This is a genomic window from Streptomyces sp. NPDC050485, from assembly GCF_044458185.1.
GTDB lineage: Bacteria > Actinomycetota > Actinomycetes > Streptomycetales > Streptomycetaceae > Streptomyces.
The window spans coordinates 144,358-169,953 of the sequence record NZ_JBITHR010000008.1; the positions used below are offsets into that span (position 1 = coordinate 144,358).

A 25,596-nucleotide genomic window follows, 5' to 3' on the forward strand; every position below is an offset into this window, starting at 1 on the left:
CCCTCACCGAAGGAGCCTGCCATGCCCCTTTATCAGGACCCCCGCGTGCTGTCCGGGGAACCCATCAGTCTGGACCTGCTCAATACCCGCTACCGCGACAGGCACGGCCACCACGACCTCATCGACACCCGCGCCGCCCTCACCCGCTGGCTCGTCACCTCTCCCCAGCTCAAGGCCTACTCCGACGTCTACCGCCTGGCCGACGCCTTCGCCTTCACCCACATACGCCGCGCCCGCGACATCCTCGCCCGCGTCCACCGTGACCCCCACGACGACGACAACCTCACCGCCTTCAACGCCCTCCTCGTCCACGGACACCCCCGCCGCGAACTCACCCGCGCGGGCCTGCGGGAACACCTCGACATCGATGACCCCGCTCATCTCGTCGGCTACCTCGCCGCAGACGACTACCTCACCCTCATCACCGACGACCCCGAACGCGTCCGCGTCTGCGACGGCGACTGCGGCCTGTTCTTCCACGCCGCTCTCCGCAACGGCCGCCGCCGCTGGTGCTCCAACGACGCCTGCGGCAACCGCGACCGCGCCCGCCGCCATTACGAACGCACGAAGACCGCCGCCCTGCGCGTCGTGTCCGCCGTGGAGTGAGTGCCCGTCCGCCTCGGTTGATACCGGCCACCGACGCCCCCAGGCTTCACAGGAAGTACACAGAGCGTTCGAAGCCCTCCCCGCCACGCTGGCCGGGGAGGGCTTCTTTTTGCCCGAAAAGTTCCAATAATTCTTCCACTTAGCGGAAGGTTAATTCCGAGTGACGGTAACCACCGCTCCACTTGTGGAGATTTACCGGACAAATGCGCACTCATCGGACAGCCTGCTGTTTTCGAGCTGCGGGCGGTCACTTCAGGCCACTAAGGTCCCTAGTACCGCCGCAGTACGGAACGCCACTTCCAGGACGTGGAAAAAGGCACCCGCAGGCCATCTGCCTCCTGCGCGGTCACACGCAGCGTTGCCGTCGCCCTTCCGGCGATCGTCCGCTCCGCGCAGGGGCCTGCGGTCCCTCCCGCACCGGCAGTACCCGAACCGCATCCACACTCATAGGGGGAAACGGGACATGAGCACGCGCAGAAACTTCATCGCCGCCGCCGGCACCGCCGCAGCGGCCACGCTCCTCACCAACGCCGCCAGCGCGCACGCCACGGCTGCCGATGCGGCCACTCCTGCCGGGAACAGCGGCGCGAGTGCCGACACGACGACCGCGAGGAACAACATCCTCCAGGTCGACACCGACATGCGCGCCAACTACGACAAGCTGCGGGCCAACGTCCTCCAGCAGCTCGGCCCCGTCATCGTCGTGGAGAACGGCATGCAGGGCGGCCACTACACGCTCGTCCACCAGGGCCAGCAGTTCATCGAAGAGCCGATCTCGCAGATATTCCAGCTGGCGAAGTCCATCGCCCACGTCCCGCTCGGCATCTTCTCCGTCATCGCACCGTCCCTGGACCCCACCGTCCCGGCCGGGCAGGCCAACATGGACGCCCGCGATCTGCAACTGGTCGCCTACGCCGGACCCTCGAACACGGACTGGATCACCCCGCTCCAGACGTTCGCCACCGACCTGGACACCGCACGGCGCACCCTGGAACAGGCCGACCTTCCCACCGACCTCAAGGTCTCCTGCGCCCACATCCTCGACGCAGGTCTGTCGTTCATCAGCGATGCCACCCGCCGCCGCACCTTCGACATGCCCGGCTTCCAGAAGTTCACCGGGCAGATCGCCGACGACATCAAGACGAACATGTACTGGGCCGCCAAGGTCCAGATCGAGGCCGTGAAGGATCTGTTCGGCCGCTGGAAGGACAAGGTCGGTGCCAACGCCTGGCACGAGCTGTACGTGGTCGTCCTGTCGATGTGGACGACGTCCGAGCTGAACCAGAATTCCATCATCATCAAGCACCTGATGGACAAGGACATGGTCGACAGCCACCTGATCGACCTCGCCTGTGAGGCGCCGTACATCCCCAACGCGGTCCACGTCGCCCTCGACAACCTCGCCCGGATCGTCATGGACAACATCGCCGCCGAAATGGTGTTCTCCAGGGACCAGCAGCTGGCCGACGCCCTCAAGGGCAAGCCCGACCTGCTCTCCCAGGAGATCCTCACCCTCCTCGGCGACACCAGCGCCACCGCGAACACCGCCGCCCTGAACGCGTGCCCGTTCCACACCAAGACGAAGGCCAAGCAGGCCATCGCCGCAGCCTGACCCAAACCGGCCGCACCCAGGCGGCTCCGCGAGACCCGGCGGCCCCCTTCACCATCCCACTCCCCGGATGGGGCAGGGGGCCGTCGCCTTTTCCACGGGGAAGAAGAAGTTGAACACCACCACCGCCGCACCCCGCTTCACACGGGTGTGGCTCACCGCAGGCCTGATCCTTCTCGCCATCAACCTCCGCGCGGCGATCACCGCCGTACCGCCCGTGCTGTCCGATCTCACCCACGCCTTACACCTCACCCCCACCGGCATCAGCATCCTGACCACCCTCCCCGTGCTGTGCCTGGGCCTGTTCTCCCCCCTCGCCCCCTTCCTCACCCGACGCCTGGGGGAGACCGGCGCCATCACCTGCGCCCTCGCCGCCATCGGCACCGGCTGTGTCCTGCGAGCCGCCGCCATGCCGGTGTGCCTGTACGGCGGGACCGTCCTCGCGGGCGCCGGAATCGCGCTCGGCAACGTCCTCGTCATCACCGCCGTCAAACAGCACTACCCCGACCGGCTCGGGATGATGAACGGCCTGATCATGATGGTGATGGCTCTCTCCGGCGCCATCGCCGCAGGAACCGCCGTCCCCCTCACCATGGCCGCCGGATGGCAGGGCACCCTCATGCTGTGGGGCGCACCCGCCCTCGTCGGCATCCTGCTGTGGTCCTACGGATTTTTCGCCGCGCCTCCCAGCCGGCGCTTCACCCCCGCCCGCCCCCGGCAGAGTGGATCCCTGACCGGCTCACGCACCGCATGGGCCGTGGTCGTCTTCCTCGGCCTGATCTGCCTGGCCTTCTACACTCTCGTCACCTGGCTCCCCGCGATCATGACCGCCGACGGCTACAGCGCCGCCACCGCTGGGACGATGGTCTCCGCCATGCTCACCCTCGGTATCCCCCTCGGTCTCGCCCTGCCCCTGGCCGCCGCCCGCATGGACCACCAGGGTCCCCTCGTCGCCGCGATGGTCGCCGCGAAAGTCATCGGCCTGACCGGCATCCTCCTGATCCCCGCCGCAGGCTGGGTATGGATCCTCGTCCTCGGCATCGCTACCGGCGGATCCTTCCCCCTGGCCATGACCGTCCTCGCCCTGCGCGCTCCCGATGCCGCGACCGCTGCGAAACTCTCCAGCCTGGCCCAGACCGGTGCCTACCTCCTCGCCGGAATCGGACCTTTCGCCATCGGCTCCCTGCACACCCTCACCGGCGGGTGGTCCACCTCCTTGACCGTCCTCCTTCTCCTGGCCGTCCCCGAACTGCTCGCCGGTCTGTATGCAGCCCGCCCTCACTTCGTCACCCCCCGCCAGCCCGGCCGCCACCGCCGATGGCGCCCGGAAGGCCCGGCAGCAGTTCGTGAACCAGACATTGCCGGACCGGGGTCGCGGCGATCACGGCATGGTTCCCGTCGGGTGGCGCCTTGATCCCGAGGACCCGTTTCGCGTGCTCCAGGGCCTCCTCGTAGTTACTCCCACGCCGCCAAAACCGTGTTTCCAGGCCTCCGTGTTCCTCTATATGGCAGTTACGCCAGTTGGAATGTCGAGTAACGGCGAAAGCGGCGTGGGGGCAACTATGGGGGTCCGGAAACAGCGCGCACAGGGGGGACACATTTGTTGGAAGTAGTTACTACCACGCAGATTTCGGTACCCATTCGGGCTACTGCCCCCGATTCCGGGGGTTCGGCACCCCCCAAGGGCTAGGAGTAATTCCCCACTTGATTTACGCCTGGTACTCCAGCTGTAGATCGCGATCTTCATGTCTGGGATGCGGCTTGTCGTCAGTAATGGCTGATGAGGGGTCGCTGCTGATGGAGCCGCCGCCAGTGCGACCAGCCGAGCCGGTAGGCCATGTCGTGGCGAGGCTGGACGATCGTGATGAACAGGCGCTGGATCTCGTTGCAGGACAGCGGGACCAGGCCGTCCGGGGCGGGGCCGCGGGCGTGTTCGTCGGCGCGGACTACCGCGAGGAAGGCGTGGGCGAGCATCGCGGGGGTGACCCAGCGGGTCCAAGAGCGGTAGCGGCGGACCTGGTGCTCGTCGAGTCCCGCCAGCCCTTTCTCGGCCTGGAAGGTCTCTTCCACACGCCACCTCGAGCCAGCGGTCTTGACCAGCACAGTCAGCGGGACTGGCTCGGTGGAGTGGCAGCGGTAGTAGGCGAGTTCGCCGGTGGTGCGGCTGCGGCGTACCAGGAGCTGGTGGCTGCCCGGCGTCGGGGCGACGAGGTCGACGACGGCCCAGTCGTAGAACCGTTGTCCCTTCGCACCGCGTCCGGCCGAGAGCTTCTGCCGGGCCCGCTTCGGCACCTTCTTCACCAGGGCATCGGCGCGGAACCTCCCTGCACCCGTGGCTGTTTCGGCCGAGCAGGCCACGGCAAGGACATAGCCGATGCCGCGCTCCTCCAGCGCCGCGCGCAGTCTCGGGTTGCCGCCGTAGACGAGATAGACGGCGACCTGGGCGTTCTCGATCCGTCCGGCTGTGCCGGTGTACTGGCGCTGGACCCCGACGGTCTGGATGCCCTTCTTCACGTCGCCGGTCTCGTCGACGACGAGCACCGCGGCTTCGTCGTGGAGGTGTTCGACGACGTATTCGCGCACGTCGTCGCGGACGGCCTCGGTATCCCAGGCGGCCCGGCACAACAGATGCTGCATACCGTGCGGGCTGGCCTCCCCAACCCACTCCGCGATCGTCCAGCAGTTCTTGCGGGGCAGGTCCGACAGCAGGCCCTGCACCAGCCGCCCGGCTCGCAGGCGGGGTTCGTATCGGGCGAACCGGCCCGCGATGCGGCCCATGGCCGCCGCGAACGCCTCCCGCCACCGGGCGGGATCTATGCTGTGACCTGCGGCCACCATCTCATCGTCAGTCCACACAGCTCACGATGATCAACGGTGGCCGCGCTCGTCCACCCACCAGCCTCGGCCAGCACCATCACGCTCTACGAGCGTTCGGTGAGCAACTCCGCCAGGTGGTCGGCGAATTCGGTGAGCCAGTCCAGCCGTGGTCCGCTGCGGGCGATACGAAACCCGTGGCGGCGGCCCCAGAACGCAGCCTGGACGGCATGGAACTGGGCCCACCGCTGGACGCGTTCACGGTCGAGTTCCGCGGCCCCGGCGAAGACGTCCACGACGCGGTGGACAGCCTTGCGCAGGTCATCCGCTTCGAGGAGCGTCAGCGCGCGGGACTTCAGCAGTGTGCCGCCGTCGTAGGCGGGATCTCCCACGTACCCCTTGGGGTCGACAGCCAGCCACGGCTCGCGGCCGGCACGCAGGATGTTCCGGGCATGGAGGTCGCCATGGATAAGGGTGTCCGGCTCAGCCCGGCCCAGTTCACGAACGGTCGCCACGGCGGCATCCAGCACCTGACGTGGCAGCGTATGCGTCAGCTCCTCAGCGTCCTTGCGCAGTTGCTGCTCCCAGGCATCGGCTTGCTCACGCAGCCGGGGCAGGCCGGGCGGTGCGGGGATGGCCAGGCGGCGATTGAGCCGCCCGGCGACCGTCACCACCTCGTCGCCGTCCTCGACCTCCGCCAAAGTCGACGGCTGAACCCGCTCCAGCAGCATCGCGAACCGCTCGTCGTCGCGCTCATGCAGCAGGACGGCGCCGCGCCCGCCCCACGCCGCGAACGCATCCGGCTCATGGATGTTGCCGGGATGCGGAAACGACACCTTCAGCACGGCGCTCTCCTCAGCCCGCCGCCGTACCGGAACGATGACGCCAACGCCCCCGTGCATGACCCCGCCATCCGGCACGCACCCCCAACGCCCCAGCAACTCCTCCACGATCCCGGGCACCTCGGCAAGCCACGCCGCCCCAGCCTCCCCCTCGCGGTCGACAGTGCTCTGTGCGAACTCCTCTGGCATCGCGATCATCCCGGCACCCTACGCGCCAGCCCGACGCAGCCACCAAGCCCAAGCCGGCCACTGCCGCCGCCCGGCAGACCGCGCACAATGAAGATCGCGATCTACAGCTGGAGCATTAGGCGTTCCTACCACTCCGGTTTGTAGTCGTGGCCACCCCTGCCATCCACAATGTGTTCACCAACGGACGGCGCCTCATCCGCCTCAATCGGCACCAGATCTCTGACCGTTGATCGTCACCGGGCCGACTGGGACCGGACCGGCCTGTCAACGGCCACCGCTATCTGCCAACTCGGCCGCAACCATGAACTCCTGGCCCGTAGACGTCTCGGCCCGGCTGCCGCAGAACTGAGGCGGACAGTTCGGCCCGGCAGGCCATCATTTGGTCTTGATGGAGCCTCCAGACACCACATCAGGCGGGTAGAGCATGTCGGGAATCACTTGTTCACTAGGGGCTGTGAAGATGAGGACGGAGACCTTCAGAGACTTGCGCATCTCCTGAATGGAGGGAGATTTCGCCAGGCAATGGGCGAAATCTTCCGACAGTTTGTTGTTGTAGCTGTCCGCCGGCATCACACAATTCGTACTCAGCATGGCGCCGCACGGCTGTGACAAGTTGATGTGTTCGGTCTCGGCGTTGCTCGCACCGACGACGATGTTCTGAGTCCGATAGGCGTTGGGCATGGGGTAGTGAGCCTCGAAGTATCCCGCCTTGTGGGCGCCGCAGTAGCCGTTGGCGGAAACAGGGGCAGCAGGGTGTCGTTGAGGCGGATCGGGGTCCAGCAAGCGGAAGCGATGGAGCTCCTGGACATCCAGGTCACCATCCTGGGCGAGATCCCACGGAAGACCCGGTGCGACGACGGAATCAGCGGGTGGTTCCGTGAGCGGGAGCGGTGCGTTCCCGCCTTGACGGACGAGGCCTGGGCTCGGGTTGAGCCGATCTTCGCGGCACGCAAGGGTAGACGCCCCAAGGACAGCCGAGCCATGCTGGGCGCCATGCTGCGGAAAGCGAGCACCGGGTGTGCGTGGGGCGACCCGACGCTCCCGCGCGGGAGCCTTGCCAGTTCGTGGCAGCGTTGACTGACCACGGGATTCTGGGGGCAACTCATGGAAGCGCTGGCGGATTTGCCGGGGGAGTCCGTCGCCGAGGGAGGCGTCGTGCTACCGCCGCTTGACGTTCAAGGGCGGGTCGATCCCCGGCTGTTCCTTCGCGGAGACAAGTCCCCCGAAACGGGCGATCCGTTCAAGGCCTCCGACTGCAAGATCTCCCCCTTCGAGCTGGAGAGCACCCTCCTTGAACACGAGGCGGTCGCCGAGGCCGCGGTCGTCCCGGCGCCCGACCCGCTGCGGCTCGCCGTCCCCAAGGCGTACATCGTGCTCGCCGAGGGCTGGGAGCCGGGCCCCGACACGGCGAAGCTGCTCTTCGCGCACTCGCGGGCCGTCCTCGCCCCCTACAAGCGCGTCCGCGTCATCGAGTTCGGCGAACTGCCCAAGACGGTCTCCGGCAAGATCCGCCGGGTCGAGCTGAAGGAGGCGACGGCGGCGGGTTCGGCGGCCGAGTACGTGGAGGGCGAGCTGCGATGACGACCCTGTCGTACGCCCATGGTGTGAGCGGCACCGCTCTGCTCGGCGACACGATCGGCGCCAACCTGGACCGGACGGTCGAGGCGCACGGCGGGCGCGAGGCCCTGGTCGACGTCGCGTCGGGGCGCCGCTGGACGTACGCCCAATTCGGCGTGGATGTCCAGCAGTTGGCGTGCGCGCTGCTCGCGAGCGGGGTCGCGAAGGGCGACCGGGTCGGCATCTGGGCGGTGAACTGCCCCGAGTGGATCCTGGTCCAGTACGCGACCGCTCGGATCGGCGCGGTCCTGGTGAACATCAACCCGGCATACCGGGTGCACGAGTTGGCGTATGTGCTGCGCCAGTCCGGGGTCTCGGTGCTCTTCGCCTCGCTGTCCCACAAGTCGAGCGACTACCGGGCGATGGTGGAGCAGGTGCGGGCCGACTGCCCGGCGCTGCGGCAGACCGTCTTCGTCGGCGACCCCAGCTGGGACGCCCTGATGGCGACCGGAACTCCCTGGCTGCGTAGGCGACTTGCGGCGCGCGAGGCGGAACTGTCCTGCGACGACCCGGTCAACATCCAGTACACCTCGGGCACGACGGGCTTCCCGAAGGGGGCCACGCTCTCCCATCACAACGTCCTCAACAACGGCTATTTCGTAGGGGAGTCGATCTCCTACACGGAAGCCGACCGGATCTGCATCCCGGTGCCCTTCTACCACTGCTTCGGCATGGTGATGGGCAATCTGGCCGCCACCTCGCACGGCGCCTGCATGGTGATCCCGGCGCCGTCCTTCGACCCGCAGGCCACCCTGCGGGCCGTCGAGCAGGAGCGCTGCACCTCGCTGTACGGCGTGCCGACGATGTTCATCGCGGAGCTGAACCTTCCCGGCTTCGCCGCGTACGACCTCTCCTCGCTGCGCACCGGGATCATGGCGGGCTCGCCGTGCCCCGTGGAGGTGATGAAGCGGGTGGTCGCCGAGATGCACATGGCGCAGGTGTCCATCTGCTACGGCATGACCGAGACCTCCCCGGTCTCCACGCAGACCCGCACGGACGACGACCTGGAGCGGCGCACCGGCACCGTCGGCCGGGTCATGCCGCACGTCGAGGTGAAGGTCGTCGACCCCGTCAGCGGTGTCACCGTCCCGCGCGGCGAGGCGGGCGAGCTGCGCACCCGCGGCTACAGCGTGATGCTCGGCTACTGGGACGAGCCGGAGCGGACCGCCGAGGTGATCGACGCGGGGCGCTGGATGCATACGGGCGACCTCGCGGTGATGCGCGAGGACGGCTACGTCGAGATCGTCGGCCGCATCAAGGACATGATCATCCGGGGCGGCGAGAACGTGTACCCGCGCGAGATCGAGGAGTTCTTGTACGGACACCCCAAGATCGCGGACGTCCAGGTGGTCGGGGTCCCCGACGAGAAGTACGGCGAGGAGATCCTGGCCTGCGTCATCCCCCGCGACCCGGCCGATCCGCCCACCCTCGACGAGGTGGCCGCGTACTGCCGCGAGCAGCTGGCCCACTACAAGATCCCCCGCCGGCTGCGGATCCTCCAGGCCTTCCCCATGACGGTCAGCGGCAAGGTGCGCAAGGTGGAGCTGCGGGAGGGGTACGGGGCCTGACCCTCGCAGGATGCGCCCCGGCCGCGCTCAGCGGAGCTGCGGGAGGGCCTAGGGGTTTGCGCGGCCCCGGCCGGGCTCAGGGGCCCGTCGAGACCAGCTCCCGGGCCGCGTCGTTCACCGGCTGGGGCGTGCCCGTCAGATCCAGCACGAACAGCGGGACGCGCAGCTCGTCCGCGCGCTCCCTTGCGTCTTTCGCGTATCCGGCGAGCGAGAAGTGGACGCTGCGCGCGGAGCCGGTCATGCCGTGCAGCCACAGGCACTCGACCGCGCGCAGCAAGGCCGGCCGGGTCGTCGGGTCCACCTGGGCGACGAGCCCGGGCCCGCGCAGATCGATGCCGGAGGCCGGGCGCGGCTCGGCCTGGTGTATGCCGCTGAAGCCCAGCCAGTTCAGATAGAGCGCGGCCGCGGTCACCGCGTCCCGTGCGGTACGGATCGTGAGCGGCCGGAACGCGGTGCGGGGCCGCGGCGCCGAGGGCAGCGGGGCCGGCCCGGGTGCGGGCGGTGCCGTCACCGGGCGCACCGGGACTCGCAGGACCGCCCCGCAGGAGCAGCCGAGCTCGGGCTGCGGCCACTGGCTCTGCCGCCCGCAGGCCCGGCACCGGACCGTGACCCAGGCGTCCGTCCAGGTGCGGTGGGTGATCGGGGACGGCGCGGCGCCGGGCTGGATGGGCGGCGCGAGCGGGGCTCCGCAGGCACACGGATAGGCCGGCGGAACGTAGACGTGGTCGCGTCGGCAGGTCGGGCAGCGCACCGGTACGCCCTCACTGGTCATCCGCCCCCACCTCCATGACGACGCGGCCCGTACGGGGCTCCGCTGCACGCCGGATGAGAGCCCCCTGCGGCATGCCCCGGAGGCTCCGCCGTCCATGGTCCACCAACCGGGACCGCGGCGTGGCCGATTCGCGCATCCCCGGCCGTCCCTTGACGCGCCAGCGAACCCGTCCTACATTGCTTCCACATAGCAGAATGAAACTTCCGCATTACGGAATCAGGCTCCAAGGGGCGCGACCAGGTGGCGCGACAGAGCCCGACTCCGCCAGGCCGAAGCAGGAGCACTCCATGCCTCGTATGACCGCTGCCCGAGCGGCAGTTGAGATCCTCAAGCGCGAAGGCGTCAGCCATGCCTTCGGTGTGCCGGGCGCGGCGATCAACCCCTTCTACCGGGCGCTCAAGGAGGGCGGTGGCATCGGCCACACGCTCGCCCGCCACGTCGAAGGCGCCTCCCACATGGCGGAGGGATACACGCGCTCCAACCCGGGCAACATCGGTGTCTGCATCGGCACGTCGGGCCCCGCGGGCACCGACATGATCACGGGTCTGTACTCCGCGATCGGCGACTCGATCCCGATCCTCTGCATCACCGGCCAGGCCCCGGTCGCGGTGATCCACAAGGAGGACTTCCAGGCGGTCGACATCGCCTCGATCGCCAAGCCCGTCACCAAGGCCGCGACGACCGTCCTGGAGGCCGCACAGGTCCCCGGCGTCTTCCAGCAGGCCTTCCACCTCATGCGCTCCGGCCGTCCCGGCCCGGTCCTCATCGACCTGCCGATCGACGTCCAGCTCACCGAGATCGACTTCGACCCGGACACCTACGAGCCGCTGCCGGTCTACCGGCCGATCGCGACCCGGGCCCAGATCGAGAAGGCCATCTCCTTCCTCCTGGAGTCCGAGCGCCCGCTGATCGTCGCCGGCGGCGGCATCATCAACGCGGACGCCTCCGACCTCCTGGTCGAGTTCGCCGAGATCACCAACACCCCGGTCATCCCGACCCTCATGGGCTGGGGCACCATCGCGGACGACCACGAGCTGAACGCGGGCATGGTCGGTCTGCAGACCTCGCACCGCTACGGCAACGCGACGTTCCTGGAGTCGGATTTCGTCCTCGGCATCGGCAACCGCTGGGCCAACCGCCACACCGGCTACAAGCTCGACGTCTACACCAAGGACCGCAAGTTCGTCCACGTCGACATCGAGCCCACCCAGATCGGCAAGATCTTCGCCCCGGACTACGGCATCGCCTCCGACGCGAAGGCCGCCCTGGAGCTGTTCGTGGAGGTCGCCAAGGAGCTGAAGGCCGCGGGCAAGCTCCCCGACCGCTCCGCGTGGGTCGCCTCCCACCTGGAGCGCAAGTCCACGCTGCAGCGCCGCACGCACTTCGACAACGTGCCGATGAAGCCGCAGCGGGTCTACGAGGAGATGAACAAGGCCTTCGGCCCGGAAACGCGCTACGTCACCACCATCGGCCTCTCCCAGATCGCCGGCGCGCAGATGCTGCACGTCTACAAGCCGCGCCACTGGATCAACTGCGGCCAGGCGGGCCCGCTCGGCTGGACCATCCCGGCCGCGCTGGGTGCCGCGACCGCCGACCCGGAGACGCCCGTCGTCGCCCTGTCCGGCGACTACGACTTCCAGTTCATGCTGGAGGAGCTGGCGGTCGGCGCGCAGCACAAGATCCCGTACGTCCACGTTCTCGTGAACAACGCCTACCTGGGCCTGATCCGTCAGGCGCAGATCGGCCTGGACATCAACTTCCAGGTCAACCTGGAGTTCGAGAACATCAACTCCCCGGAGCTGGGCGTCTACGGCGTCGACCACGTCAAGGTCGTCGAGGGCCTCGGCTGCAAGGCGATCCGGGTCACCGAGCCGGACCAGCTGCTGCCCGCGTTCGAGGAGGCCAAGAAGCTGGCCGCCGAGTTCCGGGTCCCGGTCGTGGTCGAGGCGATCCTGGAGCGGGTCACCAACATCGCGATGAGCAAGACGGCCGACATCAGCGACATCACCGAGTTCGAGGAGCTCGCCACCGAGCCGGGCCACGCCCCGACGGCGATCCGCCCCATCACGGCTTCCTGAGCCACCCGTACGGTCCGGCCTCCGTTCCCCCGCACTGGGAAGCGGAGGCCGGACGCTTTTGCGCGGCCTACCGGGCGCCGGTGGCCTCCTCGCGTTCCAGCAGCGTCTTGAGCGAGGACAGAATCATCACCCAGCCCTCGCTGACCCCCTTCAGCATCTCGCTGTCCGGACTGTCGAAGCCGTCATGAGTGACCGTCAGCTTCACACCGAGGGAGGCCGGATCGGCCGGTCCGATGTCGAACGCGACGCGGGAGTGTTCCGCCTGCGCGGCCTTGAACTCGGCGTCCGTATCGAAGAGTTGACGGTGCATCGGAAGAAGACGGTGCCAGGTGTACGCGAGCCGCCTGCCGGGCAGTGCCTCGATCACGGTCTGGCCGAGATCCTCGTACGCACCGTCCGGGCCCATCTTCCACAGCACCGGCGAGCCCGCCCGCCAGTCGGAACGCGGACCCCAGCCGCCGAAGTACCGCTGGGCGAACTCGGCGTCGGTCAGGGCCTCGTAGAGCCGCTCGGGGGTGGTCTGGATGTAGATCACGTAGCCGAACTCGGGCTTGTCCATGGCAGGTTGCTCCTCCAGGCTCCGCTCCAGCCGGCCGGGCCTGTCCGGCCGGCCGTGCTCGTACTTGCCGATCCAGCGGTCGGACAGCTCCTGGATCGGCACCGGATCGAGGTAGTGGTACTTCTCCCGGCCGCGCCGCACCGAGCTGACCAGGCGGGCCGCTTCGAGCACCGCGAGATGCTTGCTCACCGCCTGCCGAGACAGGGCGAGACCCTCGCACAGTTCCCGCAGGGTCTGCCCGTTCCGCTCCCGCAGCCGGTCGAGCAGGCGCCGCCGGCTGGCATCGGCCAGAGCCCTGAAAACGTCGTCCACGCCTACCTCCGACTCCAGACTGGGAACCTGGGGGTTGCGTGTCAATTCATGACGATTTTTGCACCTCTACCGGGGCTGATCCGCCTGGATACCGGATCGATTCCCCATCGTCACCCGTCGGGCCTGCCCTTCCGGCCGTACGACGGCGCATACTGGGATGACGATGACGAAGCCATCCGCGCCCCGGCGCCACCTGCCCACCAGCCCCTTCAAAGCCCCGGACGCCCCGGCGGCCAAGCACTTCCTCCTGGGAGACCGGGTCACACACGACCAGTTCGGCCTGGGCACCATCATCGGGGTCGAGGACGGCGTGGCGATGCTCGTCGACTTCGGCTCCCGACAGGCCCGTATTGTCAGCCCGTACACCCGCATGGACAAGCTCTAAACACCCTCGCCCCGAGGTGAACCCCGGTCCGGACCGCACGCGCGGCCCGGACCGGGGGCGTGTCCGCCCCACCCCGCGGCGCCGTGGGGACTGCCCGTCCGGGTGAACCTCGGGCCGGCCGCCGGACCGGCACCGCGAGCTCACGGCCACGCTCCACTGCTCTCGCCCGGCTTCGGCGCACCCCGCTCCACCCTCACCCGCCACGCCGAGGACCTCGCGAGCCGCAGCCGCGTCCTCCCCTCCGTCGACGTGCCCTCGCGGCACCGATTCGACCAGAACGGCCCCGCTGAAGGATCAAGGCCCACCCGGACCGACGGGTGGGGCCCTGACGCTCCCGGCCCCCTCCCGCATCGCGTACGGCGGCCGCCAGGCCCAAGCTGGTACTGGAAGGGGAAGTGTGTCCTCGGGGCCGGCGGCGGACTCGACGAGGAGGAACCATGACGGCGACGACGCGGAACGAAACCCCCGTCGCGATCGAGGGCGGCGGGGTGGAGCTGCGCACGCGGGAACTCGGTGGAGACCTGTCGGTCGTGTTCGCGAGGCTCCCCAAGGGCACGGACATGGCCCCCGCCCTCAGGGGCCTGCCGGGCGATCTGTGCCAGTGCCCGCACTGGGGATACCTGCTCAAGGGCCGCCTGAAGATGCGCACCCCGCACGGGGAGGACATCTACGAGGCCGGCCAGGCCTTCTACTGGGCACCCGGGCACGCTCCGGAAGCACTCGAAGACTGCGAGTACATCGACTTCTCCCCGACGAAGGAGTTCACCGAGGTCCTCGACCACATCAAGGCACAGCGGGCATGACCCCCGCCGTGGTCGGGAGCGGAGAAAGATCAAGGCCCCACCTGAATCAGCAGGTGGGGCCTTGATCGGCGGACGCTCGGTTCGGGACCGTAAACCGAACCCAGCGGCCTGGCTGGGGAGTTGGGACCGCCCGGCGGAACGAGGCTGGCGCGACAGGACGTTCGCGCCGCCGGGCGGAGTTCGTGGGGGAGGTGAACCGGGATCGCGGCGGCGGCGATTGGGGTGCGCGCCGAGCACCCTTCCCTCAGGTCAGGAAGAGTGGCGCACACGCCTTGACCACCGCACTGGCATCGCCGAACCGCCGCGATCCTCAGGTTGCCCGGATCCGCCGACCACCCCTCATCCGGGTCGGCGGACCGGACGGTGCAAGGAATTTGACCTCCCGTCAATTCCCTTGCACGGTCTCGGTGTTGAACCGGCTACTAGTCCTCGCGCAGGGCGCGGACGGCCTCCTCGACGCGCTTGCCGTAGTCGGCGTCGGCGGCGTGGAAGTGGGCCAGGTTCTTCTCGATGACGTCGTCGCGGGAGACCTGCGAGAGGCCGCCGGCGATGTTCGCCACGAGGCGGGACTTCTCCTCCTGTGACATCAGGCGGTAGAGCTCGCCCGCCTGGAAGAAGTCGTCGTCCTTGACGTGGGCCGGGGCGGCGTGGGTGCCGGTCCAGCCGTGGATCGCCAGCGGGGCCGACAGGGCGGCGTCGGTCTGCGACGGGCCGGAGTACGAGTTGGGCTCGTAGTTCTTGTCGGTGCGGCGGCCGTTGCGGGTCGCCATCAGGCCGTCGCGGCCGTAGTTGTCCGCGACCGCCGCCTTCGGGGCGTTGACCGCGAGCTGGGTGTGGTTGACGCCCAGGCGGTAGCGGTGCGCGTCCGCGTAGGCGAACAGGCGGCCCTGGAGCATCTTGTCCGGGGACGGACCGATGCCGGGCACGAAGTTGTTCGGCGAGAAGGCCGACTGCTCGACCTCCTGGAACACGTTGTCCGGGTTGCGGTCCAGGACCAGGCGGCCCACCCGCTGCAGCGGGTAGTCGCTGTGCGGCCACACCTTGGTGAGGTCGAACGGGTTGAAGCGGTAGTCCGCGGCCTCGGCGGCCGGCATGATCTGGACGTACAGCGTCCAGGACGGGTTCACACCGCGCTCGATGGCCTGCAGCAGGTCCGTCTGGTGGCTGTTGGCGTCCTTGCCGACCTGCTCGGCGGCCTGCTCGGCGGAGAGCGAGCGGATGCCCTGGTTCGTCTTGAAGTGGTACTTGACGAAGAAGGCCTCGCCCTGCGCGTTCGTCCACTGGTAGGTGTGCGAACCGTAGCCGTTCATGTGGCGGTACGAGGCCGGGATGCCGCGGTCGCCCATGAGCCAGGTGATCTGGTGGGTGGCCTCGGGGGCGTGCGCCCAGAAGTCCCAGACGTTGTCCGGCTCCTGCTTGCCCGTGAACGGGTCGCGCTTCTGGGAGTGGATGAAGTCGGGGAACTTGATCGGGTCCTTGATGAAGAACACCGGGGTGTTGTTGCCGACGAGGTCGTAGTTGCCCTCTTCGGTGTAGAACTTCAGCGCGAAGCCGCGCGGGTCGCGGACCGCGTCCGCGCCGCCGAGCGAGTCGGCGACGGTGGAGAAGCGGATGAACGTCTCCGTGCGCTTGCCCACCTCGCCGAGGAAGTCGGCCTTCGTGAAGCCGGTGACGTCGTCGGTCACCTCGAAGTAGCCGTACGCGCCGGAGCCGCGGGCGTGCACCACGCGCTCCGGGATGCGCTCACGGTTGAAGCGGGCGAGCTTCTCCAGGAGCTGCTGGTCCTGGAGCAGGATGGGGCCACCGACGCCGGCGGTGGCGGAGTTCTGGTTGTCGGCGACGGGGGCGCCGGACTCGGTCGTAAGCACGCGCTTCGACATCGTGACCTTCCGTACTGGAGCTGCACCGCTGACCTGTTCCGCGGTTCCTGGAGCGTAAATACGCCCGGAACGGAACGTCAACAGTTTGTTGAAAATGAAGTGTGAGCTTCCGGACGGCGGCGGCGCCTGGGCGCGACAGGACAGGTGTCAGCGCCGCCGCCGACCGGAAATCAGTGGCCCCCGAAGGGGGTGTTTCCGCGGGTCAGACCTGCGAGCCCGAGAGGCGCTCGACGGCACGCAGCAGGGCCGAGTGGTCCAAGCCGCCGTCGCCCTGGGCGCGCAGCGAGGCGACCAGCTGGGCGACGACCGCGCCGACCGGAAGGGCCGCGCCGACATTGCGGGCGGCGTCGGTGACGATGCCCATGTCCTTGTGGTGCAGGTCGATCCGGAAGCCGGGCTTGAAGTCCCGGTTCAGGAAGTTGTCCTTCTTGCGGGTCAGCACGGTCGAGCCGGCCAGACCGCCGTTGAGGACGTCCAGGGCGGCGTTAAGGTTCACGCCGGACTTCTCCAGGAAGACGACGGCCTCGGCGCAGGCCTGGATGTTGACCGCGACGATGAGCTGGTTGGCGGCCTTCACCGTCTGGCCGGAGCCGTGCGGGCCGCAGAGCACGATGGTCTTGCCGAGGGCTTCGAGGATCGGCAGCGCCGCGTCGAAGTCGGTCTGCTCGCCACCCACCATGATCGACAGGACGGCCTCGATGGCACCGGCCTCGCCGCCGGAGACGGGGGCGTCCAGGACGCGGATGCCCTTCTCGGCGGCGTTCTTGGCGAGGCCGACCGAGGTCTGCGGGGTGATCGACGACATGTCGACGATCAGGGCGCCCTGCCTGGCGTTGGCCAGGATGCCGGCCTCACCGTACGCGATGGCCTCCACCTGCGGGGACGCCGGAACCATGGTGATGATCACGTCCGCGTCCTTGACCGCCTCGGCGATCGAGGGGGCGGCGGTGCCGCCGGCGGCCGTGAGGCGGTCCAGCTTGTCCTGCTCCAGGGTGAAGCCGGTGACCGAGTAGCCGGCCTTGATCAGGTTCTCGGACATGGGGGAGCCCATGATGCCGAGGCCGACCCATGCGATCTTGGGGAGGTTGCTCATGAGGGTGCTGCCTTCCTAAAAGCTTTGGTACGTCAAGAAGTTGAGGAGCCGCTCAGCGGGCCGCGCGGGCCTCGGCGGGGAGCCACTCGAAGGAGGCGGCGGCGTCGGCGGCCTTGTACTCCAGGCCGACCCAGCCGTTGTAGCCCGCCTTCTTGAGCTGGTCGAGCAGCTCCTCCAGCGGCAGCGAGCCGGTGCCCGGCGCGCCGCGGCCCGGGTTGTCGGCGATCTGCACGTGGCCGGTCTTGTCGGCGTACGCCTCGATGACCTCGGGGACGTTCTCACCGTTCATCGACAGGTGGTAGATGTCGAGGAGGAACTTGGCGTTGCCGAGTCCGGTCGCGGCGTTGACCTTGTCGATGACCTCGATCGCGGCGGGGGCGCTCACCAGCGGGTAGAGCGGCGACTCGGGCTTGTTCAGGGTCTCGACCAGGAGGACGGCCCCGACGCGGTCGGCCGCACGGGCCGCCAGTACGAGGTTCTCCAGGGCGAGCGAGTCCTGCACCTGCGGGTCGGCGCCCTCGACGCGGTTGCCGTACAGCGCGTTGAGCGCCGTGCAGCCGACCGAGGCGGCGAAGTCGGCCGCCACCTCGATGTTGGCGCGGAAGCGGTCCGACTCCTCGCCGGGTACCGAAAGGGCACCGCGGTCCGGGCCGGGCAGGGCGCCGGCGTAGAAGTTGAGGCCCACCAGCTGGGTGCCGGCGTCGTCGAGCGCCTTTTTGAGGGCGTCGAGCTCGGCCTGCTCGGGGGTGGGGGTCTCGATCCAGGGCCACCACAGCTCGACCGCCGTGAAGCCCGCCGCGGCGGCGGCCGCGGGGCGCTCCAGGAGCGGGAGTTCCGTGAAGAGGATCGAGAGGTTCACATCGAAGCGCTGGTCCGTGTATCCCATGAGGGGTGTGCGCTCCTTCCGTATTGCGGAAGTTGTTTTCTGCTTGATGGAAGGTTGCAGGGGGAGTGGCGGGCTTGTCAAGAGGGCCTCCCGGATTTCGTCGGCCGCGCAGTAGGTTGAGCGCGTGCGATTGAGAGTGGAGTTCACGACCGAGCCCTTCGACCTCGACGAGGCGCCCCCGCATGCCGTGGTCGCCCGCGATGTCATCCAGGCGGCCCAGCTGGACGCGGTGGACGTCGGTCCGTTCGGCAACACCGCGGAAGGCGGCGCCGACGAGGTGCTGACCGCGGTGGACGCGCTGCTGCGCAAGGCCCTGGCGGCGGGCGCGACCCGCGTCTCGCTCCAGGTCAACGTGATCGGGGAGGGCGAGAAGTGAGCGATTCGGCGGACCACCCCCTCGCGCAGCCGGCCGAGCCCGCGGACCACCCCCTGATCCAGGCCGTCAAGCCGCTGGTCGACGCCATGGGCGCCGAGATATTGCCGCCCGGGCACGCCAAGCCCGACGACGTGGTGCTCGCCTGGGAGGGCGAGGACGTGGTGGCCGTGCGGCTGCCGCAGCTCTCCGACTCCCTGGACCACATCCTGGCCGCCATGGAGCGCCGGCACGGCATGCCGCTCGCGGCCCTGGACCGCAAGGCCAAGCAGTCGGCCGTACGGACCCTGGAGGCGCGCGGCGCCTTCTCGGTGCGACACGGCGTGGAGACGGTCGCCTCGGCCCTCGGGGTCAGCCGCTTCACCGTGTACAACTATCTGAACAGGGATCTGAACAGGGAAAACGCCCCCAAGGGCGACTGAGCGAGCACCCTCGGTGCCCGCTTCGGCATCCTTCGCGCAACGAACCGCCGTCCGGACACCGGGCGGCGGTTTTTGTAACCCCAAGTTTTCAACAAAGTGTTGACGGGATGTTTCGGAGGGCGTTAGCTATCCGCAGCCCGTTCAGCACCAAGGCCACGGAGGCCGCCGTGACTTCGACTCCGACACCGGGCCTCGCCCGGTTCAACACCTCCCAGGACAGTGCGGCGCTCGCCGCGCTCCACGAGGTGTGCGCCAGTTCGGCGTGGGGGAGCAAGCTGCTCGCCCAGCGCCCGTACGCCACCGCAGAGGACCTCTTCGCCGCCAGCGACGCCGCTCTGGCCGAGCTGACCGTGAAGGACCTGGAAGAGGCGATGGCCGGGCACCCGCCGATCGGCCGCCCGAAGCCCGGTGACCCCACGTCCGCCCGAGAACAGCGCGGGATGGCCGGGGCCTCCGAGGCTCTCAAGGCCGAGCTGCTCGAACTGAACCTGGCGTACCAGGAGAAGTTCGGCCATGTCTTTCTGATCTGCGCTACCGGCGCCACCGGTGAGCAGATGCGCGATGCGGTGAAGACCCGGATCGGCAACACCGCCGAGGCGGAGCGCGAGATCGTGCGCACCGAACTCGGGAAGATCAACCGAATCCGGCTGACCCGTCTCGTAGAAGAGGACAAGGACTGATGAGCAGCGCGACCACCGCCTCGGTGTCCACCCACATCCTGGACACCAGCATCGGACGCCCCGCCGAGGGCGTCGCCATCTCGCTCGCGGCCCGCTCGGGCTCCGCGGCCGAGTGGGTGGCGCTCGGCGGCTCCGCGACCGACGCGGACGGGCGCTGCAAGGACCTGCCGGCCCTGCCGGAAGGCACCACCCACGTACGACTCGACTTCGAGGTCGAGACGTATTTCGTTAAAAACCAGCACAGTTCCAAGAAGCAAGCCGAGGCGCAGCAGGACGCCCCCCGCGTAAGGGACAGCGGTGCGTTCTTCCCGGAGGTGGCGATCACGTTCGCCGTCAAGCCGGGCGAGCACTATCACGTACCGCTGCTGCTCAACCCGTTCGGCTACTCCGTTTACCGAGGGAGCTAGCAGACATGCCCACGATTCTCGGCCAGAACCAGTACGGCAAAGCAGAGAACCGCGTCGTCAAGATCACGCGGGACGGCGACACCCACCACATCAAGGACCTCAACGTCTCCGTCGCCCTGTCCGGCGACATGGAGGACGTCCACTACTCCGGCTCGAACGCCAACGTCCTGCCGACCGACACCACCAAGAACACGGTGTACGCGTTCGCCAAGGAGTACGGCATCGAGTCCGCCGAGCAGTTCGGCATCCACCTCGCCCGGCACTTCGTGACCTCGCAGGAGCCGATCAAGGTCGCGCGCATCCGCATCGAGGAGTACTCGTGGGAGCGCATCGAGACCTCCGACGCCAACTCGAAGTTCATCGGCTCGGACGAGGTCAAGCACTCCTTCGTCCGCAAGGGCCAGGAGACCCGGGTCACCCAGATCACCTACGACGGTGAGAACTGGGAGGTCATCTCGGGCCTCAAGGACCTCGTCGTGATGAACTCGACGAACTCCGAGTTCTGGGGCTACGTCAAGGACAAGTACACGACGCTCCAGGAGGCCTACGACCGCATCCTGGCGACCCAGGTCTCGGCCCGCTGGCGGTTCAACTGGACCGACGACGAGCAGAAGGCGCCCAACTGGGAGAAGTCCTACGAGCAGGTGCGCAAGCACATGCTCCAGGCCTTCGCCGAGACGTACTCGCTCTCGCTCCAGCAGACCCTGTACCAGATGGGTTCGCGCATCATCAACAACCGGTCCGAGATCGACGAGGTTCGTTTCTCGCTGCCGAACAAGCACCACTTCCTGGTGGACCTCGAACCGTTCGGGCTCAAGAACGACAACGAGGTCTACTTCGCGGCGGACCGTCCGTACGGTCTCATCGAGGCGACCGTCCTGCGCGACGGCGTCGAACCGCAGATCCCGGTCGACATGACCAACCTCTGACGCGGCACTGAGCCCGCCCCCGCCCGCCCGCAGTAGGGCGGGGGTCGGCCAGACCGGAGGGATCCCCCATGGCACAGCCCACAATCGGGCCGGCAGCAGCCGACGGCCCGTGTTCCACCCCACCTGAAGGTGCCGTGCACCCGGTGGACGAAAAGCTTCCTGCCGCGCGGCTCGTCCCCGCCGCGCTCCAGCACATCGCCGCCATGTACGCGGGCGTCGTCACCCCTCCGCTCATCATCGGCCAGGCCGTCGGTCTGGACACCGCGGGACAGACCCGCCTGATCGCGGCCAGTCTGCTGATCGCCGGGCTCGCCACCGTCCTGCAGACCCTCGGCATCGCGAACTTCGCCGGAAACCGGCTCCCGTTCGTCAACGCCGCCTCCTCGGCCGGCATCGCGCCCATGCTCGCGATCGCCGAAACCAGCGCCAAGGGCCACCAACTCCCCGCGATCTACGGCGCGGTGATGGTCGCCGGAGTCTTCTGTCTCCTCGTCGGGCCCTTCTTCGGCCGGCTGCTGCGTTTCTTCCCGCCGCTGGTGACCGGTGTCGTGATCACGCTCATCGGCGTCACCCTCATGCCCGTGCCGGTGACCTGGGCCCAGGGCGGCGACAAGAACGCCGCCGACTTCGGGTCCATGAAGCACCTGGCGCTGGCCGCCTTCACGCTCGTCGTGATCCTGCTCTTCCAGCGCTTCGCACGCGGATTCCTCCGTCAAGTCGCCCTGCTGCTCGGCCTGTTGATCGGTACGCTCGCGGCGATCCCGTTCGAGATGGCCGACTTCTCCGCCCTGAGGTCCGCGCCCGTCGCGGCGCTGCCCACGCCGTTCTCCTTCGGCGCCCCCGAGTTCCAGCCCGCGGCCGTCCTGTCCCTGTGCATCGTGATGCTGGTCCTGATGACCGAGTCCAGCGCCGGAATGCTGGCCCTCGGCGAGATCTGCGAGCGCCGCACCGACGGGCGCACCATCACCCGCGGCCTGCGCACCGACGGCATCGCGACCCTGCTCGGCCCCGTCTTCGGCGGCTTCCCGACCAGCGCGTTCGCGCAGAACGTCGGCGTGGTCTCGCTGACTCGCGTACGCAGCAGGTACGTTGTCGCCGTCGCCGGCGCGGCGCTGCTCGTGCTCGGGGCCTTCCCGGTGCTCGGCGCGGTCGTCTCGATGGTGCCGATGCCCGTCCTCGGCGGCGCCGGAATCGTCCTGTTCGGCTCGATCGCGGTCAGCGGGATCCGTACCCTCTCCGAGGCCGGGCTCGACGACAGCTCCAACATCATCCTGGTGGCCGTGGCGCTCGGGGCGGGCATCGTCCCGCTCGCCGCGCCCACCTTCTACGCCGGATTCCCCGCCTGGGCGCAGACCGTGCTCGGGTCCGGCATCAGTGCGGGAGCGCTCGCCGCGGTCCTGCTCAATCTTTTCTTCCACCATCTCGGCACCCGGAGCAGCGTCGCCGCCCCGGCACTCAAATCCTCGTAGGGTCCTGCCGTGCCCGCCCCAAGCTCCTCAGGAGCAAGGGGTCCCCCCATCACAGCCGCCACTGAGCAAAGAAGGAAGCACCATGGCACCTTCGGCAGCCCCCCAGCGCATCGTCATCGAGAACTGTGCGATCGCCACCGTGGACGCGAACGACACCGAGTACGCCTCCGGCTACCTCGTGGTCGCCGACAACAAGATCGAGTCCGTCGGGGCCGGCCAGGCTCCGAAGGGACTGGAGAACGTGGTCCGCCGCATCGACGGCACCGGCCACCTGGTCACCCCCGGCCTGATCAACACGCACCACCACTTCTACCAGTGGATCACCCGCGGTCTGGCCACCGACCACAACCTCTTCAACTGGCTGGTCACGCTCTACCCGACATGGGCGCGCATCGACGAGCAGATGGGGCGCGTCGCGGCCCAGGGCTCGCTGGCGATGATGGCCCGCGGCGGTGTCACCACCGCGATGGACCACCACTACGTCTACCCGCGGAACGCGGGCGACCTGTCCGGCGCGATCATCGGCGCGGCCTCCGAGATGGGCGTGCGCTTCACGCTGGCCCGCGGCTCCATGGACCGCAGCGTCAAGGACGGCGGCCTGCCGCCGGACTTCGCCGTCGAGACCCTCGAAGGCGCGCTCGCCGGGACCGAGGAGACCATCGACCGGTTCCACGACGCCTCCTTCGACTCGATGATCCAGGTCGCCGTCGCGCCCTGCTCCCCGTTTTCGGTCTCCACCGAACTCATGAAGCAGGGCGCCGAGCTGGCCCGCCGCAGGGGCGTACGGCTGCACACCCACGGCTCGGAGACCGTGGAGGAGGAGCAGTTCTGCAAGGAACTGTTCGGCATGGGCCCCACCGACTACTTCGAATCGACCGGCTGGCTCGGCAACGACGTGTGGATGGCCCACTGCGTCCACATGAACGACTCCGACATCGCCGCCTTCGCCCGCACCGGCACCGGCGTCGCCCACTGCCCGTCCTCCAACGCGCGCCTGGCCGCAGGCATCGCCCGCGTCCCGGACATGCTGGCGGCCGGCGTCCCAGTCGGCCTCGGCGTCGACGGTACGGCGTCCAACGAGTCGGGCGAGCTCCACACCGAGCTGCGCAACGCGCTGCTCATCAACCGCCTCAACGCCCAGCACCGCGAGCGCGCGCTCAACGCCCGCCAGGCGCTGCGCCTCGGTACCTACGGCGGCGCCCAGGTGCTCGGCCGCGCCGACCAGATCGGCTCGCTCGAAGCCGGCAAGCTCGCCGACTTCGTGCTGTGGAAGCTGGACACGCTCGCCCACGCCTCCATCGCCGACCCGGTGACCGCGCTCGTCTTCGGCGCGGCGGCCCCGGTCACCGCCTCGTTCGTGAACGGTCAGCAGATCGTCGAGAACAGCCGCCTCACCACGGTGGACGAGGACGCCATCGCGGTGGCGACCCGCGAAGAGGCCCAGCGCCTCGCCCGGATCGCCGCGCAGGGCTGACCTCCCCAGGAGTCCGGCCGAGGGGGACGGCCCTCGGCCGGTCGCCGTGGACCCGAGCGGGGTCCACGGCAGCTGGACCGGGGGGTGCGTACTACAAGGACGTACGCACCCCCCGGAACGGTGAATCCGTCCAACACCCTTGTGCCTAGCATGAGTTGACATCCCTTGAAGTGCCAGCCGCACCACCCCCGCAACTCCGGGACCACCCGCACCGGAAGCGTCACCCGCACCGCCCGGGACCACCCACCCGCCCGGGGCGCCCGCACGAAACAGCGTGAGCCGCGCTGTTCGCACTGCCCTGCACCACCTGTTCCAGCTGCCCAACGCACCACACCGCACCACCTCCCTGACACCCGCGTCCACCGCCGACGCGTAACCGACCGGAGGAACCGCCGTGGCCGCACAGCCCAGGTTTCGCACTGCCGCAGTCAGCCCCGACCAGACCGCCGAGAAGCATCCGGTCGATGAAACGCTCCCCCCGCTGAAAATGGTCACCAGCGGCCTCCAGCACGTGGCCGCGATGTACGCGGGTGTGGTGGCCCCGCCCATGATCGTCGGCCCCGCGGTGGGGCTCGACGCCAAGGAGACCGCCTTCCTGGTCGCCGCGAGCCTGTTCACCGCGGGCCTCGCCACCCTCCTCCAGACCCTCGGGATCTGGAAGATCGGCGCCAAGTTGCCCTTCGTGAACGGAGTTTCGTTCGCGGGCGTCACCCCGATGATCGCCATCGGCAAGGAACACGGCGCCAACGCGATCCCCGTCATCCTCGGCGCGGTCATCGTCGCCGGACTGCTCGGCTTCATAGCCGCCCCGTACTTCGGCAGGCTCGTCCGCTTCTTCCCGCCGGTCGTCACCGGCACCGTGATCACCCTGATCGGCGTCTCGCTGCTCCCGGTGGCCTTCAACTGGTCGTCCGGCGGCAACGACAAGGCCGCCGACTACGGTTCGCTCTCCAACCTCGGCCTCGCCGGGATCACCCTGCTCATCGTGCTCGCGCTGCGCAAACTCCTGCGCGGCTTCATGCAGCAGATCGCGATCCTGCTCGGTCTGGTGGCCGGCTCGGTCATCGCGATCCCGATGGGCAAGACCAGCCTGGGCGCCATCAAGAACGCGGACGTCGTCGGCTTCCCGACGCCCTTCCACTTCGGCGCCCCGCAGTTCGACGTCGCGGCGATCGTGTCGATGTGCATCGTGATGCTGGTCTGCATGACCGAGTCCACCGCCGACATGCTGGCGCTCGGCAGGATCGTGGAGCGCCCCGCCGACCAGAACACCATCGCGGCCGGACTGCGCGCCGACACCCTCGGCTCGGTGCTCAGCACCCTCTTCAACGGCTTCATGGCCAGCGCCTTCGCCCAGAACATCGGCCTGGTGGCGATGACCAAGGTGCGCAGCCGCTTCGTCGTCGCCACCGGCGGCGGCATCCTGGTCCTCCTCGGCCTCAGCCCGGTCGCCGCCTCCGTGATCTCCCTCGTACCGCTGCCGGTGCTCGGCGGCGCGGGCATCGTGCTGTTCGGCTCGGTGGCCGCGAGCGGCATCCAGACCCTGTCGACCGCCGCCCTGGAGAAGGGCGAGAACGCGCTGATCGTGGCCGCCTCGGTGGGCATCGGGCTGATCCCCATCGCCAAGCCGGACTTCTACCACGCCTTCCCCGACAAGCTCCTTGTCGTCCTCGACTCCGGGATCTCCACCGGCTGCGTGGTGGCCATCGCCCTGAACCTCGCCTTCAACCACTTCGGCAAGCAGCGGGCCGAGCCGGAAGCGGAGGCCGTCACCCCGGCCGAACCGGCGGTCGCCCTGCACTGACCCTGCCGCGAAGCACGTCCTCGAA

The 25,596-nt window shown here is 68.8% G+C and carries 24 protein-coding genes and 1 pseudogene; 17 read left to right on the forward strand and 8 right to left on the reverse strand.

The genetic code is table 11. The features are described 5' to 3' along the window. The first annotated feature begins 21 nt into the window (after window positions 1-21). The 3 genes from ACIBK6_RS18440 (at window position 22) to ACIBK6_RS18450 (ending at window position 3,629) form a co-directional block, all read left to right on the forward strand. Window positions 22-606 (forward strand): CGNR zinc finger domain-containing protein, encoded by a 585-nt coding sequence (locus tag ACIBK6_RS18440; protein ID WP_399052313.1) that lies wholly within the window; start codon window positions 22-24, stop codon window positions 604-606. A gap of 463 nt (window positions 607-1,069) precedes the next feature. Further along, on the forward strand, window positions 1,070-2,218 hold the full coding sequence (locus tag ACIBK6_RS18445; RefSeq protein ID WP_399052314.1) for a hypothetical protein: 1,149 nt from the start codon (window positions 1,070-1,072) through the stop codon (window positions 2,216-2,218). 109 nt (window positions 2,219-2,327) lie between these two features. After that, window positions 2,328-3,629 (forward strand): MFS transporter, encoded by a 1,302-nt coding sequence (locus ACIBK6_RS18450; RefSeq protein WP_399052315.1) that lies wholly within the window; start codon window positions 2,328-2,330, stop codon window positions 3,627-3,629. Between the two features lie 353 nt (window positions 3,630-3,982). On the opposite strand, the gene ACIBK6_RS18455 is transcribed toward ACIBK6_RS18450, so the two are convergent. The 3 genes from ACIBK6_RS18455 to ACIBK6_RS18465 form a co-directional block, all read right to left on the reverse strand. After that, the gene (locus ACIBK6_RS18455; RefSeq protein WP_399052507.1) at window positions 3,983-4,993 is read right to left on the reverse strand and encodes an IS701 family transposase; all 1,011 of its coding nucleotides are present in this window, start codon (window positions 4,991-4,993) and stop codon (window positions 3,983-3,985) included. Between the two features lie 143 nt (window positions 4,994-5,136). Next, complete coding sequence (locus ACIBK6_RS18460) at window positions 5,137-6,069, reverse strand: aminoglycoside phosphotransferase family protein (protein ID WP_399052316.1); 933 nt, start codon at window positions 6,067-6,069, stop codon at window positions 5,137-5,139. A gap of 366 nt (window positions 6,070-6,435) precedes the next feature. After that, entirely contained in the window at window positions 6,436-6,843 is a 408-nt protein-coding gene (locus ACIBK6_RS18465) for a hypothetical protein (protein ID WP_399052317.1), read from the reverse strand. A gap of 9 nt (window positions 6,844-6,852) precedes the next feature. Between ACIBK6_RS18465 and ACIBK6_RS18470 the strand changes: the two genes are divergently transcribed. The 3 genes and pseudogenes from ACIBK6_RS18470 to ACIBK6_RS18480 all read left to right on the forward strand — a co-directional run bounded on the left by ACIBK6_RS18470 (window position 6,853) and on the right by ACIBK6_RS18480 (window position 9,245). After that, the gene (locus ACIBK6_RS18470; RefSeq protein WP_399052318.1) at window positions 6,853-7,137 is read left to right on the forward strand and encodes a transposase; all 285 of its coding nucleotides are present in this window, start codon (window positions 6,853-6,855) and stop codon (window positions 7,135-7,137) included. A gap of 156 nt (window positions 7,138-7,293) precedes the next feature. Further along, window positions 7,294-7,641 (forward strand): annotated as a pseudogene (locus tag ACIBK6_RS18475) (AMP-dependent synthetase); the annotation flags it as partial. Continuing rightward, window positions 7,638-9,245: an AMP-binding protein gene (locus ACIBK6_RS18480; RefSeq protein ID WP_399052319.1), complete on the forward strand. Its 1,608-nt coding sequence runs from the start codon at window positions 7,638-7,640 to the stop codon at window positions 9,243-9,245. The pseudogene ACIBK6_RS18475 and the gene ACIBK6_RS18480, both read left to right, overlap by 4 nt. A gap of 76 nt (window positions 9,246-9,321) precedes the next feature. Here the strand turns inward: ACIBK6_RS18480 and ACIBK6_RS18485 are convergent, their stop codons facing one another. After that, window positions 9,322-10,017 carry a hypothetical protein gene (locus tag ACIBK6_RS18485; protein WP_399052320.1) on the reverse strand — a complete coding sequence of 232 codons (696 nt, stop codon included), beginning with the start codon at window positions 10,015-10,017 and terminating at the stop codon, window positions 9,322-9,324. 296 nt (window positions 10,018-10,313) lie between these two features. Between ACIBK6_RS18485 and gcl the strand changes: the two genes are divergently transcribed. After that, the gene (gcl, locus tag ACIBK6_RS18490) at window positions 10,314-12,095 is read left to right on the forward strand and encodes a glyoxylate carboligase (protein ID WP_399052508.1); all 1,782 of its coding nucleotides are present in this window, start codon (window positions 10,314-10,316) and stop codon (window positions 12,093-12,095) included. A gap of 67 nt (window positions 12,096-12,162) precedes the next feature. Here gcl and ACIBK6_RS18495 read toward each other — a convergent pair whose 3' ends face one another. Beyond that, window positions 12,163-12,966: an ArsR/SmtB family transcription factor gene (locus tag ACIBK6_RS18495; protein WP_399052321.1), complete on the reverse strand. Its 804-nt coding sequence runs from the start codon at window positions 12,964-12,966 to the stop codon at window positions 12,163-12,165. A gap of 163 nt (window positions 12,967-13,129) precedes the next feature. On the opposite strand from ACIBK6_RS18495, the gene ACIBK6_RS18500 reads away from it, so the two are divergent. After that, window positions 13,130-13,351 carry a hypothetical protein gene (locus ACIBK6_RS18500; protein WP_329462400.1) on the forward strand — a complete coding sequence of 74 codons (222 nt, stop codon included), beginning with the start codon at window positions 13,130-13,132 and terminating at the stop codon, window positions 13,349-13,351. 437 nt (window positions 13,352-13,788) lie between these two features. Beyond that, the gene (locus ACIBK6_RS18505) at window positions 13,789-14,154 is read left to right on the forward strand and encodes a hypothetical protein (protein WP_399052322.1); all 366 of its coding nucleotides are present in this window, start codon (window positions 13,789-13,791) and stop codon (window positions 14,152-14,154) included. Between the two features lie 422 nt (window positions 14,155-14,576). Here the strand turns inward: ACIBK6_RS18505 and ACIBK6_RS18510 are convergent, their stop codons facing one another. The 3 genes from ACIBK6_RS18510 to ACIBK6_RS18520 form a co-directional block, all read right to left on the reverse strand. Next, complete coding sequence (locus ACIBK6_RS18510; RefSeq protein ID WP_399052323.1) at window positions 14,577-16,034, reverse strand: catalase; 1,458 nt, start codon at window positions 16,032-16,034, stop codon at window positions 14,577-14,579. A gap of 202 nt (window positions 16,035-16,236) precedes the next feature. Beyond that, window positions 16,237-17,127 (reverse strand): 2-hydroxy-3-oxopropionate reductase, encoded by an 891-nt coding sequence (locus ACIBK6_RS18515; RefSeq protein WP_399052324.1) that lies wholly within the window; start codon window positions 17,125-17,127, stop codon window positions 16,237-16,239. Between the two features lie 52 nt (window positions 17,128-17,179). Continuing rightward, window positions 17,180-18,013: a TIM barrel protein gene (locus ACIBK6_RS18520; RefSeq protein WP_399052325.1), complete on the reverse strand. Its 834-nt coding sequence runs from the start codon at window positions 18,011-18,013 to the stop codon at window positions 17,180-17,182. A 124-nt stretch (window positions 18,014-18,137) separates the two neighbouring features. On the opposite strand from ACIBK6_RS18520, the gene ACIBK6_RS18525 reads away from it, so the two are divergent. The 8 genes from ACIBK6_RS18525 (at window position 18,138) to ACIBK6_RS18560 (ending at window position 25,571) form a co-directional block, all read left to right on the forward strand. Further along, on the forward strand, window positions 18,138-18,389 hold the full coding sequence (locus tag ACIBK6_RS18525; RefSeq protein WP_399052326.1) for a hypothetical protein: 252 nt from the start codon (window positions 18,138-18,140) through the stop codon (window positions 18,387-18,389). Continuing rightward, window positions 18,386-18,808, forward strand: coding sequence for a helix-turn-helix domain-containing protein (locus tag ACIBK6_RS18530; RefSeq protein ID WP_399052327.1), 423 nt, complete (start codon window positions 18,386-18,388; stop codon window positions 18,806-18,808). Before ACIBK6_RS18525 ends, ACIBK6_RS18530 begins: the two co-directional genes overlap by 4 nt. A 167-nt stretch (window positions 18,809-18,975) precedes the next feature. After that, window positions 18,976-19,488 (forward strand): 2-oxo-4-hydroxy-4-carboxy-5-ureidoimidazoline decarboxylase, encoded by a 513-nt coding sequence (uraD, locus tag ACIBK6_RS18535; protein ID WP_399052328.1) that lies wholly within the window; start codon window positions 18,976-18,978, stop codon window positions 19,486-19,488. After that, window positions 19,488-19,895: a hydroxyisourate hydrolase gene (gene uraH / locus ACIBK6_RS18540; protein WP_399052329.1), complete on the forward strand. Its 408-nt coding sequence runs from the start codon at window positions 19,488-19,490 to the stop codon at window positions 19,893-19,895. Before uraD ends, uraH begins: the two co-directional genes overlap by 1 nt. Window positions 19,896-19,900: 5 nt before the next feature. After that, window positions 19,901-20,824: a factor-independent urate hydroxylase gene (gene pucL / locus ACIBK6_RS18545; RefSeq protein ID WP_399052330.1), complete on the forward strand. Its 924-nt coding sequence runs from the start codon at window positions 19,901-19,903 to the stop codon at window positions 20,822-20,824. Window positions 20,825-20,892: 68 nt separating this feature from the next. After that, window positions 20,893-22,293, forward strand: a complete 1,401-nt coding sequence (locus ACIBK6_RS18550; RefSeq protein WP_399052331.1) for a nucleobase:cation symporter-2 family protein — start codon at window positions 20,893-20,895, stop codon at window positions 22,291-22,293. 82 nt (window positions 22,294-22,375) lie between these two features. Continuing rightward, window positions 22,376-23,767 carry an 8-oxoguanine deaminase gene (locus ACIBK6_RS18555; protein ID WP_399052332.1) on the forward strand — a complete coding sequence of 464 codons (1,392 nt, stop codon included), beginning with the start codon at window positions 22,376-22,378 and terminating at the stop codon, window positions 23,765-23,767. A 394-nt stretch (window positions 23,768-24,161) separates the two neighbouring features. Continuing rightward, window positions 24,162-25,571, forward strand: a complete 1,410-nt coding sequence (locus tag ACIBK6_RS18560; protein WP_399052333.1) for a nucleobase:cation symporter-2 family protein — start codon at window positions 24,162-24,164, stop codon at window positions 25,569-25,571. The last annotated feature ends 25 nt before the right edge of the window (window positions 25,572-25,596 follow it).

What these genes read in the sequence shown, in the direction of transcription:
- ACIBK6_RS18440 (WP_399052313.1), top strand. Translation starts at nt 22, where the DNA reads ATGCCCCTTTATCAGGACCCCCGCGTGCTGTCCGGGGAACCCATCAGT.
- ACIBK6_RS18445 (WP_399052314.1), top strand. Translation starts at nt 1,070, where the DNA reads ATGAGCACGCGCAGAAACTTCATCGCCGCCGCCGGCACCGCCGCAGCG.
- ACIBK6_RS18455 (WP_399052507.1), bottom strand. Translation starts at nt 4,993, where the DNA reads ATGGGCCGCATCGCGGGCCGGTTCGCCCGATACGAACCCCGCCTGCGA.
- ACIBK6_RS18460 (WP_399052316.1), bottom strand. Translation starts at nt 6,069, where the DNA reads ATGATCGCGATGCCAGAGGAGTTCGCACAGAGCACTGTCGACCGCGAG.
- ACIBK6_RS18470 (WP_399052318.1), top strand. Translation starts at nt 6,853, where the DNA reads ATGGAGCTCCTGGACATCCAGGTCACCATCCTGGGCGAGATCCCACGG.
- ACIBK6_RS18480 (WP_399052319.1), top strand. Translation starts at nt 7,638, where the DNA reads ATGACGACCCTGTCGTACGCCCATGGTGTGAGCGGCACCGCTCTGCTC.
- ACIBK6_RS18485 (WP_399052320.1), bottom strand. Translation starts at nt 10,017, where the DNA reads ATGACCAGTGAGGGCGTACCGGTGCGCTGCCCGACCTGCCGACGCGAC.
- gcl (WP_399052508.1), top strand. Translation starts at nt 10,314, where the DNA reads ATGACCGCTGCCCGAGCGGCAGTTGAGATCCTCAAGCGCGAAGGCGTC.
- ACIBK6_RS18500 (WP_329462400.1), top strand. Translation starts at nt 13,130, where the DNA reads ATGACGAAGCCATCCGCGCCCCGGCGCCACCTGCCCACCAGCCCCTTC.
- ACIBK6_RS18505 (WP_399052322.1), top strand. Translation starts at nt 13,789, where the DNA reads ATGACGGCGACGACGCGGAACGAAACCCCCGTCGCGATCGAGGGCGGC.
- ACIBK6_RS18510 (WP_399052323.1), bottom strand. Translation starts at nt 16,034, where the DNA reads ATGTCGAAGCGCGTGCTTACGACCGAGTCCGGCGCCCCCGTCGCCGAC.
- ACIBK6_RS18515 (WP_399052324.1), bottom strand. Translation starts at nt 17,127, where the DNA reads ATGAGCAACCTCCCCAAGATCGCATGGGTCGGCCTCGGCATCATGGGC.
- ACIBK6_RS18520 (WP_399052325.1), bottom strand. Translation starts at nt 18,013, where the DNA reads ATGGGATACACGGACCAGCGCTTCGATGTGAACCTCTCGATCCTCTTC.
- uraH (WP_399052329.1), top strand. Translation starts at nt 19,488, where the DNA reads ATGAGCAGCGCGACCACCGCCTCGGTGTCCACCCACATCCTGGACACC.
- pucL (WP_399052330.1), top strand. Translation starts at nt 19,901, where the DNA reads ATGCCCACGATTCTCGGCCAGAACCAGTACGGCAAAGCAGAGAACCGC.
- ACIBK6_RS18550 (WP_399052331.1), top strand. Translation starts at nt 20,893, where the DNA reads ATGGCACAGCCCACAATCGGGCCGGCAGCAGCCGACGGCCCGTGTTCC.
- ACIBK6_RS18555 (WP_399052332.1), top strand. Translation starts at nt 22,376, where the DNA reads ATGGCACCTTCGGCAGCCCCCCAGCGCATCGTCATCGAGAACTGTGCG.